Below are 19,863 nucleotides of genomic sequence, written 5' to 3'. Positions count from 1 at the left end.
ATTTATTGCTGACAAGTACGCTGATACGGCTAAAATGTTGGCCTCTTATTCAGCAAGAATAAACTGGTATCAAGACGACTTCCAAAAAGGAGATAATGAAAACGACTTGAATCTGAAAAAATTCATAGACCTTAGAATAAAAAAGCTTTTGAAAGAGCACAACTTCCTTATAATCACTCAAACCCATGGAACAGCCTCGTTGACTCAGAAGAGGACTATACACCTAAAACATCTTTCAAGCACATATTAGACCATACCCTTTTCAGGCCACGTGATCTGCTTTTATTTTTCCAGCCTATTGAAAGCGGAACTATAAAAATACCTCTAAAGAAAAAGTCTGTGCAAGACTTGATCACCAAATACTCATCACAACTCATGAGAGAGTTTCGAAGCGAGCTTTCGTCTTTTTATACTCCAAGTGAAGTCGATTCTGTAACAAATATATTGCAACTACTGCATAAAGAAGGCGAGCCTAGCTACCAACGAGCATTAAAAATAACCGAAGACAATTACAATGGGGATAGCACTCCTAAAGAAGTTCTCGAAGATTTATTTGATCGCTCGGCTATTGGCAACAAATACTCGAACACTTATTATCAATTCAAGCATCGAGAACCATTAGATGGTTCCGATGTTTACTACTTAGATCCTGATGCAAGCATAGTGATGCACTATGGTTTTAAACGATATTGCACTAGCCGTGACAAAGGAAAGCAATAACCCCTCTATAATCAACCAAGAGGGGTTATTGGCTATAAATTTTTAATGCGCTTCTTCCCAGTTGTCGCCTTGCTCGACTTCGACGAGCAGCGGGACGTCGAGGGAGGCGGCGTTCTGCATGCGCTGGGCGACGTCTTTCATGAAGTCTTCGACCTGAGCCTCGGCGACTTCGAAGACAAGTTCATCGTGTACCTGCATGACCATCATGGCGTCGTACGCCTTGTTACCGTCATTGCCCGCCAGCCAGGCGTCCACGTCGATCATGGCGCGCTTGATGATGTCGGCGGCGCTGCCTTGCATCGGGGCGTTGATGGCGGTGCGCTCGGCGGCAGCACGACGCGCGTGATTGCGCGAGCCGATTTCCGGCAGGTAGAGGCGACGGCCGAAGATGGTCTCGACGTAGCCCTGCTCGGCGGCGAGCTGACGCGTGTCTTCCATGTAGGTGGCGACACCCGGATAACGCTCGAAGTAGCGCTCGATGTAGGTCTTGGCCTGGCCGGGTTCGATATCCAGCTGACGCGAGAGGCCCCAGGCGGACATGCCGTAGATCAGCCCGAAGTTGATGGCCTTGGCGCTGCGACGCTGATCACTGCTGACCTTCGCTTCCTGGGTGCCGAAGACTTCCGCGGCGGTGGCAGCATGCACGTCGCGATTCTCGGCGAAGGCCGAGAGCAGGCCCTTGTCACCGGAGAGATGCGCCATGATGCGCAGCTCGATCTGCGAGTAATCCGCCGCGACGATGCGATAGCCGGGGCGCGCGATGAAGGCCTGACGGATACGACGGCCCTCGTCACTGCGCACCGGAATGTTCTGCAGGTTCGGGTCTGACGACGACAGACGGCCCGTGGCGGTGACAGCCTGATGGTAGCTGGTGTGCAGGCGGCGCGTGGTCGGGTTGACCAGCTGCGGCAGCTTGTCGGTGTAGGTGCTCTTGAGCTTGGTCATGCCGCGATGACGCATGATCAGCTTGGGCAGCGGGTAGTCCAGCGCCAGCTCCTCAAGCACCGCTTCGGCGGTGGACGGTGCACCCTTGGGGGTCTTCTTCTTGACCGGCAGCTTCTGCTCCTCGAAGAGGATCTCGCCCAGCTGCTTGGGGGAAGAGAGGTTGAACTCGCGGCCCGCCAGCTCGAATGCCTGCTTCTCGATGTCGTGGATCTGCTCGGTCAGCTCACGCGTCTGAGCGTGCAGGCGCTCGGGGTCGATCGCGACGCCGTTGCGCTCGATGCGCGCCAGCACCGGTATCAGCGGGTATTCGTAATCACGCAGTACCTCGCCCAGGCGTCCCAGCTTCTCGATGCGCGGCATCAGCAGCGCGGCGAGGCGCAGGGTGATGTCGACATCCTCACAGGCATACGGCATCGCCTCTTCCAGCGCGATCTGATCGAACGTCAGCTGCTTGGCGCCCTTGCCGGCGATGTCGGTGAAGCTGATGGTGCTCTCGCCCAGATACTTGAGCGCCAGCGAGTCCATGTCGTGACGGGTCGCGGTGGAGTTGAGCACGTAGGACATCAGCATGGTGTCGGCCAGCGGGCCGGCCACCGCGATGTCATAGCGCGCCAGCACCTCGATGTCGTACTTGAGGTTCTGGCCGATCTTGGTGATGGCGGTGTCGGCGAGAATCGGCGTCAGCGCTTCCAGCACGGCCTGACGCTCCAGCTGCGCAGGGGCATCCAGATAGCTGTGGGCAACGGGAATGTAGACGGCCTCGCCGACTTCCAGCGCCATGCCGATGCCGACGATATCGGCTTCCATGTAGTTGAGGCTGGTGGTCTCGAGGTCGAAGCACAGCGAGGTGGCGTTGCGCACGCGCTCGAGCCACGCATCCAGCTCGGCCTGCTCGGTGATGGCGCGGTAGTTGCGCTCCTCACGTGGCGGCAGCGCATCGGGCATCTCGTCGCCCTCTTCCGCCGCTTCCAGATCAGGGGTTGGCGCAGTGGCGGTCTTGCCCTTGCCTGAGGCCTTTTCAGCGACCGGCGCGATGCTGTCACCGAACAGGTCACTGCCGGCGACCCCGCTGTCCTTCTCGTCAGCATGCGGCGTGGCCGCCATGTCGCCGCCTTCCAGCAGCTCCTTCAGCCAGGCCTTGAACTCCATCTCGCGATAGAGCTCGACCAGCGCTGCGGTATCCGGCGCGGCGATGGCGAGGTCATCCAGGCCATATTCCAGCTCGCAGTCCAGCTTGATGGTGGCGAGGCGATAGGAGAGATAGGCATCTTCACGATGCGCTTCCATCTTCTTGGCCAGGGTCTTGGCGCCACGGAAGCTGAGCGTCTTGATGCGATCGAGATCGCCGTAGATGGTGTCGAGGCCGCCTTCCATGCCCTGCAGCAGGCCCAGCGCGGTCTTCTCACCCACGCCCGGCACGCCGGGGATGTTGTCGACCTTGTCGCCCATCAGCGCGAGGAAGTCGATGATCAGGTTCGGCGGAATGCCGAACTTCTCGGTGACGCCGTCCACATCCAGCGTCTCGTTCTTCATGGTGTTGACCAGGGTGATGTGCTCGTTCACCAGCTGGGCCATGTCCTTGTCGCCGGTAGAGATGACGGCGTCACGCCCGGCTTCGGTCGCCATGCGCGCCAGGGTGCCGATGACGTCATCGGCCTCGACACCTTCCACGCACAGCAGTGGCAGGCCAAGGGCACGCACGCAGGCATGCAGCGGCTCGACCTGCAGGCGCAGGTCATCCGGCATCGGCGGACGCTGGGCCTTGTACTCGGGGTACATGTCGTCGCGGAAGGTCTTGCCCTTGGCATCGAAGACCACTGCCATGGGGCTGTCCGGGTACTGGCGAATCAGGCTCTTGAGCATGTTGATCACGCCCTTCACCGCGCCGGTGGGCAGGCCCTTGGAGGTGGTCAGCGGCGGCAGAGCATGAAAGGCACGATAGAGATAGGAAGATCCATCGACGAGAACGATCGGCGTGGCGGCCATGAGCAGTCGCATCCGTAGGCTGAAGGGTGAGCTTGGGGCAAGCAGAGTCGGGGCCGAAAACCTCTCGGCAGCTATGGCTGTCATGATACGCAAGGGCTGCGGCGAGGCACAGTCGCCACCCTCGGCGCGTGTGTCTTCTGCGCCCGGCATTGATGGCGGGAAGTCGTGCACACTGCCCGCAAGGGACGTAAACTGCGCCCATCAGGCAAGGTTTCAGGCCAGCGCCGATTCGCTTGTCTTCTGCACAGATACGCATCGTGCTCTTGCTTGCAGACCCCTTGCTCACAGAACTTTCGCACGCGGAACCTGAGACAGGCTGCGCTTGTGTAAAGGAGGATTGTCATGCGCTCGACTGCTTCCATTGCTCCGCATTCCCTGCTGCGCCTGCCCACGCTGCTGGCCACCGGGCTGCTGCTGGCCGTCACCGCCCTGAGTGCGCCGCTGGCCGTCGCCGAGAGCGAGACCCCCAAGCCGCAGATCACCAGTCGTCAGCAGGATGACCGCCAGCTGCGCGAATACCGCGTCAATGGCCATCTCTATGCCATCGAGATCATCCCCAAGGGCGGCGCGCCCTTCTTCCTGCTCGACAGTGACGGCAACGGCAACTTCATCAAGTCCAGCGTCACCAGTGCCAACCAGCTCAAGGTACCCGGCTGGGCATTGAAAAAGTGATAAGCTCGGCATCTGGTTCACGCGAGAGCTGAACCAGCAGCGACAGGCGTCACGCCCGCGGCATATCGCTTGCCTCCGGGCGTGGCGGTATCCTTCCTGCATACCTACAACAACTCCTGTCAGCGCATTGCCGCCGCTTCGCTCCGGCGGCGCGCCACTGGCGGGGCGGACACATTTCGGCGAGAAGAGTCACCCATGGCAGTCTTTACCCCCCTGAGCGACGCTCAGGTCGCAGAATTTCTGGCAGAGTACGACGCAGGCACACTGACATCGCTTGAGGATGTCGCGCACGGCACCGAGAACTCGACCTTCTTCGTCACCACCGAGCGCCGCGAGATGGTGCTGACCCTGTTCGAGCAGGGCGAGCATGCGGAACTGCCCTTCTTCGTCGAGCTGCTCGACTTCCTCGCCAGCCACAAGCTGCCGGTGCCGGGCCCGCTGCACGACCGCGACGGCCAGGCGCTCAAGGTGCTGGCAGGCAAGCCGGCGCTGCTGTTCCCGCGTATGCCGGGCAGCTGGCCGGTCTCGCCCAACGTGGCACAGTGCCGCGAGATCGGCGCGGCGCTGGGGCGCATGCATGCCGTCTCGCAGCACTTCACCGGCCACCGCCCCAACACCCGTGACCTGCATTGGATCAAGCCGATGCACCACAAGGTACTGGCGTACCTGAACCCTGAAGACCAGGCGCTGATGGCCGACGAGATCGATGTCTGCGAAGACGTCTTCAGTGGTGTCGAGCTGCCGCAGGGCGCGCTGCACGGCGACCTGTTCCGCGACAACACCCTGTTCGACGGCGATCGCCTCGGCGGCATCATCGACTTCTACAACGGCTGCACCGGCGACCTGATCTTCGATCTTTCGATTCTGGTCAATGACTGGTGCTCCAATGACGATGGCCGTCTGGACCAGGCGCGTTATGACGCCCTGCTCAGCGCCTATCTCGCCGAGCGCCCGATGAATGCCGACGAACGCCGTCTGTGGCCGAGCATGCTGCGCATGACCGCGCTGCGCTATTGGCTGTCACGCCTGCTGGTGGTCTACGTGGACCCGCCCGCCCACAACCTGACGCCGAAGGACCCGGCGCAATACCGCCAGCTGCTGGGTCGGCGCATCGAGGAAGGCGCTCTGCCGCTGCCCGAGGCCACGCAACCGGCCTGATCGGCATCTTGCGTACTGACCGAGTCGTCAAAGCAATTGCCTGCTGGCCCCCAGCAGGCATAATGCGCCCTCTGAGCGCCCGCATTCCTGCGGGCGTCATTGTCTTCTCCGACGCTGCCCACACCTGTTGAGCACCGCCGGGCTTGCCTTCACGCCGTCCATCTCCGGAGACCGCGATGACCTCCTTTGCAGCCGAAGCACGCCGCACCTACAACATCGACCAGTGGGGCAGCGGCTATTTCGACGTGGGCCAGGATGGCCTGACACTGGTGCGCCCGCATGGCGAGCCGGGCACGCCTGCGCTGCCGCTGATCTCGCTGATCGACAAGTCGCGCGCCCAGGGCCTGCGCCTGCCGTTGCTGGTTCGCTTCGCCGATATCCTGCATGACCGCGTCGAGCAGCTGTGCGCTGCCTTCGATGCCGCCATCAGTGCGCGCGGCTATGGCGCCAGCTACACCGCCGTCTACCCGATCAAGGTCAATCAGCAGCGTCGCGTGGTCGAGGAGCTGCTGGCGACCAGCGAGCGCTCACGCGGGCGTGTCGGGCTGGAAGCCGGCAGCAAGCCGGAACTGCTCGCCGTGCTGGCGCTGTCGGACAACGGCCCGTCGGTGATCGTCTGCAATGGCTACAAGGACCGCGAATACGTGCGTCTGGCGCTGATGGGCGAGAAGCTCGGCCACCGCGTGCATCTGGTGGTCGAGAAGGCCAGCGAGCTGGAACTGGTGCTGGAAGAGGCCAGGCGTCTGGGCGTGCGCCCGCGCATCGGCCTGCGCGCGCGCCTGGCCACCATCGGCAAGGGCAACTGGCAGAACACCGGCGGCGAGAAGTCCAAGTTCGGCCTGACCGCCAGCCAGATCGTCGCGCTGGTCGAACGTCTGCGCGAAGTGGATGCGCTGGATTGCCTCAAGCTGGTCCACTTCCATCTTGGCTCCCAGATCGCGGACATCAGCGATATCCAGCGCGGTCTGGCCGAGTGCGCGCGCTTCTATCAGGGTCTGCACGAAGCAGGCGCCGGCGTGGAGATCGTCGATGTCGGTGGCGGCCTGGGGGTGGACTACGAAGGCACCCGCTCGGAAAGCGCCTGCTCGCTCAACTACTCGATGCGAGAATATGCCGACTACGTGGTCGGCGCCTTCCACGCCGTCTGTGATGCCCATGATTTGCCGCACCCGCACATCATCTCCGAATCCGGCCGCGCCCTGACCGCCCATCACGCGGTGCTGATAACGGACGTGATCGGCGAGGAGTGCGTGAACCTGCCGCTGCCCGCACGCCGCGAGGACGATGCCCAGATCGCCGCGCTGTGGGCCCAGGCTGCACGACTGGAGGGTCAGCTGGAGCCGCGTGAGCTGGTGGAGATCTACCACGCCGTGGTGCACGCCCAGCATCAGGTGCAGGAGCGCTTCGTGATGGGGCTGGCGAGCATCGCCATCCGCGCCGAGGCCGAGGCCATCTACACCAACGTGTGTCGCAGCCTGGCCGGGCGTCTCGATGCGCGTCAGCGTTCGCACCGCGCGGTGCTCGATGAGCTCAACGAGAAGCTGGCCGACAAGCTGTTCGTCAACTTCTCGCTGTTCCAGTCGCTGCCGGACATCTGGGGCATCGAGCAGATCTTCCCGATCCTGCCGCTGACCGGTCTCGACCGCGCGCCGACACGTCGTGGCGTGATTCAGGACATCACCTGTGACAGCGATGGCCGCATCGACACCTATGTGGATGACCAGGGCCTGGACGCCACCCTGCCGCTGCCGGAATGGCATGCCGATGAAGAGAAGCTGCTCGGCTTCTTCATGGTCGGCGCCTATCAGGAAATCCTCGGCGATCTGCACAACCTGTTCGGCGATACCGATTCCGTGGATGCCAGCCTCGACGACGATGGTCAGTGGCAGCTTTCCCATGCCATTCAAGGTGATAGCGTGGCGCAGGTGCTGCGCTACGTGAACTTCGACCCGGATCAGCTGGCCGCGCGCCTCGCGCGTCAGCTCAAGTCATCCAACCTGAATGCGCTGGAACAGGCAGACCTGCTCGAAGACCTGAAGGCCGGTCTCGACGGCTACACCTACCTGGAGAGCTGAGACGCTGCCGAGATTGGGGCCTGGTGTCCTGAGCCGAGTCCGCGTCAAAAGCTGAAATCCAGACAGCAAAAGCCCCTGCCGGTGACCCGGCAGGGGCTTTTCTTTTTTAACCCGCTCGGGGCTGCTGTTACTCGCTCAGGGCTGAATCAGCCCCATACGTCATGCCACGCCGCGCGTGCGTGTCTCGACACGCAGAAGCTCGCCGCTGCCATCCGGGGCATCCAGCGCCAGTGCCAGCGCCTGATCCTGATTCAGCTCGCCGACGCCTTCCGGCGTGCCGGTCAGCACCACATCGCCGGGCAGCAGGGTGAAGCTGTGGCTGATTTCACTGAGCAGCCGCGCGACGGAGAACAGCATCAGGCTGGTATCCGCCTGCTGGCGCTGCTCGCCGTCGATGGCGAAGCGATAATGCAGCGCCTGGAAATCCACATCGTGCAGCTCGCCATCGGCATCACGCCAACGTGGTCCATCCAGCGCCACGAAGGTGGACAGCGGACAGCTGCCATCGAAGGCCTTGGCCAGCTCCCACGGCTGGCCCTTGGCCTTGAGCTTGCTCTGGCGCTCACGCAGGGTCAGGTCCAGCGCCAGGCCCATGCCGGCCAGTGCTTCCAGCGCCTCTGCTTCATTGGCTTCACACAGCGGCTTGCCGATCAGCAGCGCCAGCTCGGCCTCATAGTGGTACTGGCCGCGCCGCCGCGAGATCGCCAATGGCTTGTCCATCGGTGTCACGCTGGTGGCGGGCTTGATGAACAACAGCGGCTCGCTGGGCACTTCATTGCCGAGCTCCGCGGCATGGGCTGCGTAATTGCGGCCGACACAGACCACCTTGCCGAGGTCACGAGCGAAGACGCGACCATCGCTGAAACGCGGGGTGAAACGCTGAGCAAGCGGCATGCCGAACTCCTGTCGGGGCGTGATGGAGGATCAATGAGAGATATCGCAATGATACGTCGCCCCGACAGCCTGCCACTACCACACCAACGTCCGAGATTTCGCCGCCTGAGCGCAACCCGGCGTTGTGCAGTTCTGTCCACTTCGGTCTTCAGGCCAGGTCTTCAACCCAGGTATTCAAGTTCAGTTTTCCAGCTCAGTCTTCAACTTCAGTCTTCAAGTTCGTCCCAGCCACCATCGAGACGGTGCGCGAGAAATTCCGGGCGCGGACGCGCGGCGGCAAAGGGCGCCTGCATCGCGTTGTCGACGCGGTTGTAGACGAAGAAGGCGTTGCTGCGCGGGTCCGGCGACATGTTGGCGTTGGAGCCATGCAGCGTGTTGCAGTCGAACATCAACAGACCACCGGCGGCACCGGTCGGTGCTTCGATACCACGCTCGGCGATCAGCTCGCTCAGCGCTTCGCGCGAGGGCACACCGACCTTCTGGGTCTGCAGGGATGACTTGTGGTTGTCATCCGGCGTCTCGCCCAGGCAGTGCACGAAGACTTCATGCGAGCCGGGGATCAGCATCAGCGGACCATTGAAGTGGTGATTGTCGGTCAGGATGATCGAGGCGCTGACCGCGCGCATCTCCGGCATGCCATCCTCGGCGTGCCAGGTTTCGAAGTCCGAGTGCCAGTTGAAGCCCTTGCCCTCGAAGCCCGGCTTGTAGTTGATGCGCGACTGGTGGACATAGACATCGCCCCCCAGGATCTGGCGCGCGCGATCGACCAGACGCGGGTCCTCAGCCAGCTGGCGGAAGCGCTCGGACAGGAAATGCACGGCGAAGATGGAGCGAATCTCGCGGCTCTTGGGCTCGGTGATGGTGAAATCACGTCCCTGCCACTCTTCATTGTCGAGCAGCGCTGCCAGCTCGGCCTTCAGCGTCTCGACTTCCTCCGGCGCCAAGAATTCCGGCTCGAACAGGAAGCCGTCACGCTCGAAGCGCTTGAGCTGCTCGGCGCCCAGCGGCCCCTCATCGGCACGCGAGTGCACGACGGGCTCGCGGCGTTTCTGCCACAGGTGCTCCGGTGGCTGGCTCAGGCGCGTCGGATAGGCATCTCGCGAGTGATCGGACCCTCGATCGCTGCCCGACTTGTCGAGATAGGCTTCCGGCGCCTGATCACGGTCGGCATTGGTCTGACGGGCGTCCAGCGACTGATGGGAGGCGTCTGCAGCGGCGCTGACGTTGCCACCATCGGTCTGCTCGTGTTGACGTTGCTTGGACGAAAGAGCGGAAGTGGCGTTGTACGAAGTCATATGGCGTGAAGCTGTCATCGTGCTCTCCTTAAGGCATCAATGTCTTGCATTGAGGAAAGTGGAATCTGGCGTTCTAGCATGCGGCTTGCCCGCACTGTCCCACCTATGGGCCATACAACAGACTTCAACCCCCGAGATTCATGAAATAAGCATAGAGATCTGATCCTCAAGATCGTTAAAAGACCATCCAATCTCACACCACTCCCGCCATCACCCTTCTCAAGAAAACATGAGGCCGTCTGTGCCTCGCGAATGACAAAATCCTTCAGTCATCCCCTCTCGCCAGTTCTGGCTCATCCTGTTGGCACTGAATCTCATCTTTCGTGAGATAACCGGCTTAATCAGCGGCTCACCACTGGCACCATGCCCGTGGTATTTCCCCTCACTTCGCTTCGCCATTTGCAAAACGCATCGCGCGCAACATCGCGCGTTAATGCGTAAGTGTCTGTGAAATATTGTGAAATTGTTTGGCACGCTTCGTGCCCCTAGGAAAGCACGGCAGAACAACTGATAGAGACATATCAGAGAAAAATAACGGCGCAGGATCATGCGTCACACCAGGGGAACTTCCAGCATGTTTAAGCCACGGATATGCATGGCCGCTTGCATGGCCACAGTGCTGGGGGGCTGCGCCGCTGTCGAACCGAAATTCGACAATGTCGAACCGGTCGTAGGGCCACCAGTCACCTCCAACAACACGCCATATAGCGAATGCCTCGTGTCACTCAGTCGAATTCAGGGAGCCACCAACCTGCCTGTGATTGCAGTGGGTCAGGTGACGGACAAGACCGGTCAACGCAGTTACTCCACCGTGACAGAGAGTGCTGCCGTGACCCAGGGTGTATCCGAGATGCTGATAAGTGCTCTCTACAAGACTCGCAAGGTGCATCTTACCGAGCGTCTCGATGTGCGAGTCCCGCTGGCAGAGCAGCAGCTTTTCGAGAACAAGGCAATGGCCTACTCGCCGCGAAAACTGGCAGTCCTCCCTTCGCATTTCGTGATTCTCGGTGCTCTTACAGAGCTCAATTACAACATTTCAAGCGGCGGCGCCCGCCTGTTTGTCAGCGGAATCGGGGCCGGACTGCGCACTGCAGTCATCAATGTCGGCCTTGACCTGCGCATGGTCGATATCCGTACCTTCCGCACCGTCTATGTCACCAGCCTGCAGAAGCAGGTGGTGGGTTACGAAGTCGAAGCCGGTATCTACCGCTTCTTCGGCAATCAGTTGGTCGAGTTTGACTCCGGCGCAGTGCGCAATGAACCACTGCAGCTGGGCGTGAGATCAGTCGTGGAGATGGGCGCGTACCAGCTTCTGACTGAAGGCCTGGGGCTTCCTGTACCTGCGGGGCAGGAATGCGAGCTCCACCCGGGACAGCATGTTGCAGACGACGTTAGCAACACGCAGCAAGTGGCCGCAGCCAATACCAGCAGTAATGCAGCAAGTGGCAATGAATCAAATGAAGCAGTCGCAACACCGTTGCAAGCAACACCCGCATCAGAAGTACCGGCAGCATCCAGCGCAGCACAATAAGTCAACATTCATGAGGAACATGACAATGACTACCTATAACAAGCTCGCAGTCGCCATCGGTCTCGTAAGTGGTGTGATGATGGCAAGTCAGGCGCAAGCCTTCGATAACGTGGACTGGAACTGGGATGGTCAGGTGAATACCGATGTCAACATTGACGTCTATATTGATCCGAAAATCAAAGATCCAGGTGGCCTGGTGATGGTCGAAAGTCTGCAGAAGCAGATCGGTGATGTCAGCTCCGAAGCCATCGTCAGTGATGTCAGCTACGGTGCAGGTGAAGCAGGTGACCCTACTATCGAACTAGTTGATAGTCTCAGTGCAGGCAGCAGTGCGGCAGCCAATGCGAGTGCACACAGCTGGAATCATCATTCAACAGCCAATGCGGGCGCAGCTGCAGCTGCAAATGCTAACGCTGATGTTGATGTCTATATCAGCTATGCCGGTTCCACACCCAATCCTGACATCACCAAGCTCGAGTCCCTGGAGAATGCCGCCACTTCGGTGGGCAACAATGTCTCGGTGGATAGTGATGCCATGGTCAACCTGCACAATGAGCAGTTCTTGGCAGGTTCTGGTGGCTATTTCTTCTACCCGGGCACTGCTGAAGTCGAGTCCTTGGCCAAGGTCGACAACATTCTCAACCTGAGCGTGGACAATGCCGCGACCTCCGTGGGCAACAATATGTCGGTCACTCTGGATAGCACAGATATCGATAGCGCCCTGATTGCCGACAATACCCAGATGAGCTTCGCCAACATCAGTTCAACTGCCAAGGTCAGCAACATCACGCTGGATCTGCCGCCGGCAGGCAGCTTCGATGGCCCGGTCATCAACAATGCCGCGACCTCCGTGGGTAACAACATGTCCGTCTCCGTCGGTCCCGTTACTCCGTAAATCCTCAGCAGGCAACCAACACACGCGGGGCGACCCGCGTGTGTTTCAGCATCTGCCGACATCAGAAGTCTCACGCATCAGACACTGCATCTTTCACAGAGCGAAAGGAGCAAGACATGAATGCCTTTACACGTATCAGCCTGGGGGTCGTCAGTGCGGGATGCCTGCTGGCCACGACTGCCAGCGCCAACTCGCTGATGGGGCCCTTCCCCTACGACTTTCCGGCTCGTAGCGCAGAATCCGCCCTGATCCTCTACGAGAGCAAGAAGGCCGGCAGCCTGGGGGAAGGGTCCGATACCAATATCGGGCAATACACCCTCAATACCGGCAGCAGCACCTCGATCGGCAACTGGCAACAGATCGAACAGACGCTGAGTGATGGTTCCACCGGCACCATCGACAGCACTGCGGATCAATCCGCGGATGGTAGCTCTCAGACATCGTCGACTGACTTCACCATTACCCACAACAACGGAGATGAAGAGGAAGACGCCCAGTGATGCACTGCCCGGGACAGTCATCAGCGGCAAGACAGACCATCAGATACCAGGGCTCACCCTTTCAGCGTGAGTAGAGAGTTGGTCAGCCAGGCAAGCGTCGAGACTGAGAAGTCTGCCACTCAGGGGGAGCGGAAAAAACGCACTAAAAGCCGCCATGATCATCTCGCACAAGTCATTAACCTCTATATGGGAACTCGATAAACCCTCAAGACGAACACTCAACGCTGGAGAATCCAGACTCTCCGGTGAGGCTGTCACCAGAAGCAGCCCGACAATTATTCTTTCGCAGCCCGCTCGCACGAAGCGCAGGCAATGCAGAAAGACCAGCAGCAAGGGAACAACACTCATGACCGCACTGAAAGCTCATCAGGCTGCATCATCGGCTACCGCATTGAATCTGGCTGACGATATCTCCACTACCTCGCGGGTAAGGGAACTACCGGTAAAGCGACCTCGCGGTTTTGGGGAGTTTATCGGAGACTCATCGGCCATGCAGACGCTCTATCGCACTCTCATCCAGGTCGCCCACTCGGACGCTCCCATCTTCATCACCGGCGAAAGCGGCAGCGGCAAGGAATTGTGTGCCACTGCCATTCACCGCCATAGCCCGGTACGTGACGGCCCATTCATCGCCGTCAATTGTGCCGCCATTCCGGCAGAGCTGCTGGAGTCGCAATTGTTCGGACATGTGCGCGGGGCTTTCACGGGAGCCGTGAGCGCCCAGCAGGGGCTCGCCGTGGCGGCAGATGGGGGGACGCTGTTTCTCGATGAGATCGCGGAGCTGCCGCTGCCCTTGCAGAGCAAGCTGCTGCGCTTCCTGCAGACGGGGCAGGTAATGCCGGTGGGCGCCACGCGCACGGTAGAGGTCAATTGCCGCATCGTGTGCGCCACGCATCAGAACCCGCGAGTACTGGTCGATACTCACCGCTTCCGGGAAGACCTCTTCTATCGCCTGCACGTCATTCCGCTCAAGGTGCCGCCACTGCGCGAGCGCGGTCAGGATATCCTGGAGATCGCCACCGGGCTGCTGGGACGCATGGCAGGCCACGAAGGCAAGCGCTTCACACGACTCAGTGCATGCGCCGAGCGTCAGCTGCTGGCCCATGACTGGCCCGGCAACGTGCGAGAGCTGGAAAACACGCTGCGGCGCGCCATCATCCTCAATGATGGTGAGGTGCTGACGGCCGACATGCTGGATTTGCCCTCCAGCACGGCGCATCGCACGTCGGTCAGCCACAACGCGCAGGAGGACAGCGAGACCACGCTGCGCCCGCTGTGGATGGTCGAACGCGAGGCGATCGAGAGCGTTATCAGCGCCTGTGATGGCAGTATCCCCCGCGCTGCGGCGATACTGGAGATCGCCCCCTCTACCATCTATCGCAAGCGCCTGAGCTGGCTGGCGATGCACCCGGAAGAGCCCACCTCGCACTGAGAGAAGCGCTGGCCTGCGGTATACCAAGCTGCCGTCCAGACCTTTACTCCAGACGCAAAAAAGCCACCCCGAAGGGTGGCTTTTCTGTTGGCTGCCGAATTCATCCTGCGACTTCATCAGCTAGCCAGAATTGGCTGGGGTACCAGGACTCGAACCTGGGAATGCCGATACCAAAAACCGGTGCCTTACCACTTGGCTATACCCCAATTTGGTGGCCAGAGACGGAATCGAACCGCCGACACGGGGATTTTCAATCCCCTGCTCTACCAACTGAGCTATCTGGCCAACCTGAAGACACAAAAAAAGCCGCCAAGGCGACCTCTATATCGTGTGTTCTTCGCTCATCTACAGAAGCCTGAAGATGGTGCCGGCTAAAGGAGTCGAACCCTCGACCTACTGATTACAAGTCAGTTGCTCTACCAACTGAGCTAAGCCGGCACAAAGAACTCATGATATGAGTCTTCTTACTACGTTACTGCATGTCAGCTGGCTGGGGTACCAGGACTCGAACCTGGGAATGCCGATACCAAAAACCGGTGCCTTACCACTTGGCTATACCCCAACACTTGGTGGCCAGAGACGGAATCGAACCGCCGACACGGGGATTTTCAATCCCCTGCTCTACCAACTGAGCTATCTGGCCCTTGCCAACGAGGACGTATTAAATAGAAAACCTTTCCCGACGTCAACCCTTGCTTATCAAGAATTTGGCGTCGTAATTCGCCTTCCGCCGTCCTCGCCGTCCACTCAGACTTCGTAGCCCTGTCCGCCCTGCGATTCACCCTTGGCGGCGGCGTCCGTCGGCACGAAACCTTCAGCCTGGTCCGTCTCCTGGTTGTTGAAGAAGCGATCCATCTGCTCCATCAGATAGCGACGGCTGTCGGCATCCATCATGTTGAGGTGTTTCTCGTTGATCAGACGCGTCTGCAGCGCCTGCCACTCTTCCCATGCCTGCTTCGAGACGTTGGACCAGATGTCCTGGCCCTTCTCGCCCGGCAGCGGCGGAAAATCGAGACCCGGCAGGTCCTGGTCATACTTGCGGCAATGTACGGTGCGCATGGGTAACTCCGTAAGAGAACTGGATGTCAGTGCGGATGAGCGTCGAGCCTTCGCCAGACGCCTTTACTGTTGCCTCATTCTCGCACGCTTGAGCCGCTTTGCCCCAGACGTGCGGACGATGCCGACACCGACAAGGCCTCACAGCCCGAACAGATCATCCGTGCAGCGTGCCAGCAGCGCCTTGACCGGCGCCGGCAGGCCCACGGCGTCCGGCGCGGCAGGGTCGACGAAGCGACGGTCGGCGGCCGACTCGCTGACGCTCTCGGCCGCTTGAGCTGGCGCAAGCCCTGCCTCCCCCAGCTGCACCGGCTGTGGCGTGATGGTCAGTCGGAAGTGACTGAAGACATGCTCGAAACTTGCCAGTGGCGCCTCCAGATGAGCACCGCGGGCTTCGCGGGCGATCCATTCCCGCGCGGCCTCGCGGTCCTCGACCAGTGGCGGCGCCCATAGGCCACCCCAGATGCCCGTCGGCGGACGGCGTTCCAGCAGGATCTTCCCCGCCTCGTCACTGACCAGCAACATCAGTGTCTGACGCGTCGGAATGGTCTTCTTGGGCTTGCTCTCGGGGAAGCGCTTCTCTTCGCCACGCGCATGCGCCACGCAGACTTCCTCGAAAGGGCAACGCGCGCAATCCGGCTTGCTGCCACGCGTGCACAGGGTGGCCCCGAGATCCATCATCGCCTGGGTCCAGTCCGCCAGCCGCACCTGCGGCGTGTAGCGCTCCGCCAGCGTCCACAGCTTGCGCTCCACCGCCGGACGTCCCGGCCAGCCCTCCACGGCATGCAGACGTGCCAGCACGCGCTTGACGTTGCCATCGAGAATCGGCGCCCGCTGTCCGGTGCTGATACTGATGATCGCCCCGGCGGTCGAACGCCCGATGCCCGGCAAGGCCGACAGTGCCTCGACACTCTCGACCGGGAAGGCGCCGTCGTGCTCATTCACGACCTGCTGAGCGGCCTTGTGCAGATTGCGCGCCCGCGCGTAGTAGCCAAGGCCCGTCCACAGATGCAGCACGTCATCGATATCCGCCGCCGCCAGCGCCGCGACATCCGGAAAGCGCTCCATGAAGCGGGCGTAGTACGGCAGCACCGTCGCGACCTGGGTCTGCTGGAGCATGATCTCCGAGACCCACACGCGATACGGCGTGGTGTTCTCCTGCCAGGGCAGGTGCTTGCGGCCATGCTCATCGAACCAGTCGAACACGCGCGCCTGAAACGCCTCGGGACTCAGGGCGATGTCTTCGAAGCCGGGCGTGGCATGGCTCTCGGGAGCTGTCACATCTGGCGTGGCAGCAGTGTCAGGTCGCGCCATCAAAACTTCCTCTGCTCGCGCCATGGTCGACGCCATGGCCTGGGCTCAAACGGCAGCACGCCAGCCCCGAGGAGCTGGCGTGCCGGTCTTGCTGCGTAGGGAGCGCGTGATCAGTTGAACAGCCCCTGAATCGCGCCCTTCAGCTTGTCGCTGGCGCCTTCGCCCAGCTTGTCGTCGATCTTCTTGCGGGTATCTTCGTCGAGCTTCTCATCCAGCTTCTCGCTGACCTTCTCGCCCGCCTTGCGCTTGGCTTCTTCCTTGGCCAGTTCCGCTGCGGCACTCTGGAAGCCTTTCTGATCGAAGCCACACCACTCGCCCGGCTCACCGCTCAGGTTGCCCTGGCACTGCACCGGGAAGCGCAGCTTGATCAAACGCGGATTGACCGCACAGGCCGCGTCATCCGCGCCCTCGATGAAGCGCGCCGCCACGTTGTAGTCGAAGGCCTCGGTCGGCAGGTTGAGCTGGCCCTTGCCGTCCAGCGCGATGCCCGGAATCGCCAGGGCGAGATCCTGATTGCTGATCACGCCATTGGTGACCGTGAAGCTTCCCTGCGCGCGCTCCAGCGGCGTATTGGCCTTCCACTCGCGCGAGGAGGTCTTGCCACTCAGCGTCGCCACGGCAGTACACATCTCCCTGGAGATATTGACGTCGAGCACCTCGCCATTGCGAATCTCGAAGCTGCCCTTGCCGTTCAGATTGCGTTTGATGCTGTCGATCTGATTGGTGCTGGTGGTGTAGTCACCATTGAGCGTCAGGCGACCGCGCAGGATGTCCTTCTGCTCCGGCGCCAGCGCCTTGAGGAATGGCGCGATATCCAGATTGGTCAGCTTCTCGCCGAAGCTCATGCTCAGCGGTGTCTTGCGGCTGTCGATCCGTGCATTGGCCGCCAGCGAGCCGCCGTAGAGGCTGGCCGTCAGGCTATCGAGCTGCTGCACACCCGGCTGACCGGACAGCTTGGCGGTCACCTTGCTCATCTCGAGACCCGAGGCGATCAGCGTACCGATATCCAGCTGCCCCTGAAGGCCCAGCGTCTTGAGCAAAGCCACCGGCAGCAGCTCCGCGTCACCATCGGCCGCATAGACCGGCGCGATCACGCCCGCCGTGAGCGCTTCACCCAGGCTTGCCGTCTTCTCGTCTGCGCCCGCCGGTGCCAGGTAGTCATCGAGATTGAACGCATCGACATCCAGATCGAAGGTGATCTGCGAGGCATCGAAGGACGAGCCGAGGCGCCCATTGATGGTGGTGTCATCCAGCGCCATCACCAGGTTGGTCAGCTGCACCTGCGACATGTCGCCCTTGAACGGGCTGGAGAAGGCCAGCGAGGTCAGCGCGCTGCTCCTGGCGGTCTGCGGCGCCTGTATGCCGACACGCGTCATCCATGCCTTGGGCGATAGCGGTGCCAGCTTGAACTGACCGCTATAGCTGAGCGCGTCGCCGGTGATGTCCTTGGCCTTGAGTGCCCCGCTGAGGCGCAGGTCACTGCCGGAGGTCAGCAGCAGATTCTCGAGATTCGCCGTGCCCGCCGCCAGGTCCGCTTCGGCACCGAAGGTGGCTTTCAGCGGCAGAGCCTTGTCACCCAGTGCGGCCTGATGGAGCGTCGCGTCAAGCTCGGCGCCATCGGCCAGATACAGCTGCTTGTCGGTATCCAGCGTCAGGGTATCGATGTCCAGCGCCACGCTCTGGTCCTTGTCACCCAGCGACGGCATGCGCGTGGTGGTATCCAGGCTCACGCCGGTCAGCACATGACGGCCGCCCTGCAGGTCCAGCGCCACCTTGCCATCGAGGCTGACGGTGCTCTGAAGTTCCGGCTCACGCCCATCGGCCACGAACGACAGCTCGACCGGGAAGGCCTTGTCAGGGCTGACGTTGGAGGACGTCAACGCCACGTCGTTGAGCGTCATGTCGAGCCCGCTGGCCGCGTCCTGATAGGCGATCTGACCATTGGTGACCTGCACCGAGGCGATATCGAGATTGACCGCCATGCTGCCGGCGCCATTCTGCACCGACGGCGTCGTGTCATCCGCCAGCGCCACACCGGCGCTCTTGACCGGCGGCAGCGCTTCATCCGCCGCGCCACTGTCGGCGGCCGTCGCCGCATGCTCGAGCAGGCTTTCCCAGTTGCCACGCCCCTGTGCATCACGCTCGAGCGCCAGCTTGAGACCGTCGAGGAAGACGCCTTCGACTTCGACCTCACCGCTCAGCAGTGGCGTGAAGGACACGCCGACTTCCGCACGGGTAAAGGAGGCAAACGGTGACTGATCACGCTCCTGCTCCGGCAGCCAGGCTTCGGCATCCTCGACACTGACGCCGAGGCGTGGATAGAAGGACCAGTCCAGCGGGCCGTTCAGGGCCAGTTCCAGCCCCGCCTGGTCCTTGACCGCCTTGACCAGTCGCGGCTTGAGATCATTCGGATCGAGGAAGGTGGTGACATAGATCACCCCTGCCACGACCACCAACGCCAGTACTCCGACGATGGCCAGCAAGGCTCTGAACAGTGCTTTCATCTGCGTCCTCCCTTTGACACGATGAGAATTGCTGCGGTGCCCTCGCTCCTGGAGGACAGCACATGGAATGGCGCTGGGGGCTCATGGCATCAGGCGATGCCCTTTCACCCGCTCATCATCAAGTCCGAGCGCTGCGCGCCATCCTCGCGCACAGCGAGACAGTCTCAAGACAGAAATGATGATGACATAGCCGGTGGACAGGTCGCGTTGACGTCAGTTCCGCATCCGGCAACGGCTGACTTCACTCCTGCGCCAGCACGAAGCCGTCGCGAGCGGGGTCTCGCACATAGCCGAGACGTGATACCAGCAGCTCGTCGGCCAGGGTCAATCCCTGACTCGGCACGACCAGCAGACGCTGGGCACTGGCCGCTTCCAGCGACAGCAGCGCCATCAGGCGCGTACCGACACCACGTCGACGCGTGCTCTTGCGCACGCAGCAATGGCTGATCTTCCAGGCATCGCCTTCATCCTCGCAGAGTAGCGCTCCGATATGGCGATCGTTGAAGAAGGCACTGCAGAAGCGGTGTCCCGCGGCGAGATTGGCCTGAATGAAGTCATCCGGGGCAAGCGGTAGACGCTCACTGGGGGCTTCGTGATAGATACGCGACAGGTCGATACGGACTTGCTCATCGGTTTGCCAGCGTGCGTGATCGATCATCTCAAGAGTGACCGGCATGGTGAGATCCTCGCCCGCGATATGAATGCCCGCCATTGTAGCGGATGCCATTGTCCTTTCTCTATAATGACGGGTCGGGCAGGCACAAAGACGACGCGCCTGCCGCCGATCAAGCGCCCCGCCGACGGCTCTCTGCCGTCGTCAATGGCCTGATCACGATTTCGATTGCGACATCACATGACAATAACCACATGATGCGCACTTCCCGGC

General features: G+C 61.1%; 14 protein-coding genes, 5 tRNA genes and 1 pseudogene. 8 read left to right on the top strand and 12 right to left on the bottom strand.

The features are described from left to right. Window positions 1–165: 165 nt before the first annotated feature. A pseudogene (locus AC5WNI_RS01190) lies at window positions 166–720 on the top strand (P-loop ATPase, Sll1717 family); the annotation flags it as partial. A 42-nt stretch (window positions 721–762) separates the two neighbouring features. Here AC5WNI_RS01190 and polA read toward each other — a convergent pair. Further along, complete coding sequence (polA, locus tag AC5WNI_RS01185; protein WP_175090681.1) at window positions 763–3,651, bottom strand: DNA polymerase I; 2,889 nt, start codon at window positions 3,649–3,651, stop codon at window positions 763–765. Between the two features lie 342 nt (window positions 3,652–3,993). On the opposite strand from polA, the gene AC5WNI_RS01180 reads away from it, so the two are divergent. The 3 genes from AC5WNI_RS01180 to speA all read left to right on the top strand — a co-directional run bounded on the left by AC5WNI_RS01180 (window position 3,994) and on the right by speA (window position 7,556). Then, complete coding sequence (locus tag AC5WNI_RS01180; protein WP_175090680.1) at window positions 3,994–4,323, top strand: DUF2782 domain-containing protein; 330 nt, start codon at window positions 3,994–3,996, stop codon at window positions 4,321–4,323. A gap of 195 nt (window positions 4,324–4,518) precedes the next feature. Continuing rightward, on the top strand, window positions 4,519–5,481 hold the full coding sequence (locus AC5WNI_RS01175) for a homoserine kinase (RefSeq protein WP_175090679.1): 963 nt from the start codon (window positions 4,519–4,521) through the stop codon (window positions 5,479–5,481). 176 nt (window positions 5,482–5,657) lie between these two features. Next, window positions 5,658–7,556 carry a biosynthetic arginine decarboxylase gene (speA, locus tag AC5WNI_RS01170; RefSeq protein WP_175090678.1) on the top strand — a complete coding sequence of 633 codons (1,899 nt, stop codon included), beginning with the start codon at window positions 5,658–5,660 and terminating at the stop codon, window positions 7,554–7,556. A gap of 159 nt (window positions 7,557–7,715) precedes the next feature. Here speA and AC5WNI_RS01165 read toward each other — a convergent pair whose 3' ends face one another. Both AC5WNI_RS01165 and thpD read right to left on the bottom strand, forming a co-directional pair. Beyond that, a complete protein-coding gene (locus tag AC5WNI_RS01165) occupies window positions 7,716–8,450 on the bottom strand; it encodes a fumarylacetoacetate hydrolase family protein (protein WP_487886323.1) in 735 nt (244 codons plus the stop codon). Between the two features lie 206 nt (window positions 8,451–8,656). Further along, complete coding sequence (gene thpD / locus AC5WNI_RS01160) at window positions 8,657–9,763, bottom strand: ectoine hydroxylase (RefSeq protein WP_352230716.1); 1,107 nt, start codon at window positions 9,761–9,763, stop codon at window positions 8,657–8,659. Between the two features lie 589 nt (window positions 9,764–10,352). On the opposite strand from thpD, the gene AC5WNI_RS01155 reads away from it, so the two are divergent. The 4 genes from AC5WNI_RS01155 (at window position 10,353) to AC5WNI_RS01140 (ending at window position 14,103) form a co-directional block, all read left to right on the top strand. Beyond that, window positions 10,353–11,276 (top strand): CsgG/HfaB family protein, encoded by a 924-nt coding sequence (locus AC5WNI_RS01155; protein WP_254627223.1) that lies wholly within the window; start codon window positions 10,353–10,355, stop codon window positions 11,274–11,276. A gap of 25 nt (window positions 11,277–11,301) precedes the next feature. Next, a complete protein-coding gene (locus AC5WNI_RS01150) occupies window positions 11,302–12,171 on the top strand; it encodes a hypothetical protein (protein WP_175090676.1) in 870 nt (289 codons plus the stop codon). Window positions 12,172–12,287: 116 nt separating this feature from the next. Beyond that, a complete protein-coding gene (locus tag AC5WNI_RS01145; RefSeq protein WP_175090675.1) occupies window positions 12,288–12,671 on the top strand; it encodes a hypothetical protein in 384 nt (127 codons plus the stop codon). A gap of 154 nt (window positions 12,672–12,825) precedes the next feature. Continuing rightward, window positions 12,826–14,103: a sigma-54 interaction domain-containing protein gene (locus tag AC5WNI_RS01140; RefSeq protein ID WP_348994699.1), complete on the top strand. Its 1,278-nt coding sequence runs from the start codon at window positions 12,826–12,828 to the stop codon at window positions 14,101–14,103. 131 nt (window positions 14,104–14,234) lie between these two features. On the opposite strand, the gene AC5WNI_RS01135 is transcribed toward AC5WNI_RS01140, so the two are convergent. The 9 genes from AC5WNI_RS01135 to AC5WNI_RS01095 all read right to left on the bottom strand — a co-directional run bounded on the left by AC5WNI_RS01135 (window position 14,235) and on the right by AC5WNI_RS01095 (window position 19,704). Next, window positions 14,235–14,309: transfer RNA gene (locus AC5WNI_RS01135), tRNA-Gln, on the bottom strand. A gap of 3 nt (window positions 14,310–14,312) precedes the next feature. After that, window positions 14,313–14,388: transfer RNA gene (locus AC5WNI_RS01130), tRNA-Phe, on the bottom strand. A 77-nt stretch (window positions 14,389–14,465) separates the two neighbouring features. Then, window positions 14,466–14,541: transfer RNA gene (locus AC5WNI_RS01125), tRNA-Thr, on the bottom strand. Between the two features lie 49 nt (window positions 14,542–14,590). Continuing rightward, a tRNA-Gln gene (locus tag AC5WNI_RS01120) sits at window positions 14,591–14,665 on the bottom strand. A 5-nt stretch (window positions 14,666–14,670) separates the two neighbouring features. Next, a tRNA-Phe gene (locus tag AC5WNI_RS01115) sits at window positions 14,671–14,746 on the bottom strand. Window positions 14,747–14,850: 104 nt separating this feature from the next. Beyond that, entirely contained in the window at window positions 14,851–15,162 is a 312-nt protein-coding gene (locus tag AC5WNI_RS01110) for an oxidative damage protection protein (RefSeq protein ID WP_052384882.1), read from the bottom strand. A gap of 138 nt (window positions 15,163–15,300) precedes the next feature. Continuing rightward, window positions 15,301–16,473, bottom strand: coding sequence for an A/G-specific adenine glycosylase (gene mutY / locus AC5WNI_RS01105; protein WP_175090673.1), 1,173 nt, complete (start codon window positions 16,471–16,473; stop codon window positions 15,301–15,303). Window positions 16,474–16,583: 110 nt separating this feature from the next. Further along, on the bottom strand, window positions 16,584–18,977 hold the full coding sequence (locus AC5WNI_RS01100) for an AsmA family protein (RefSeq protein WP_175090672.1): 2,394 nt from the start codon (window positions 18,975–18,977) through the stop codon (window positions 16,584–16,586). Window positions 18,978–19,218: 241 nt separating this feature from the next. Next, the gene (locus AC5WNI_RS01095) at window positions 19,219–19,704 is read right to left on the bottom strand and encodes an acetyl-CoA sensor PanZ family protein (protein ID WP_254627222.1); all 486 of its coding nucleotides are present in this window, start codon (window positions 19,702–19,704) and stop codon (window positions 19,219–19,221) included. Window positions 19,705–19,863 lie beyond the last annotated feature (159 nt).

It is taken from the genome of Cobetia sp. PDI-12MA (assembly GCF_059507695.1).
This window is presented reverse-complemented; position numbering and strand designations above follow the sequence as displayed.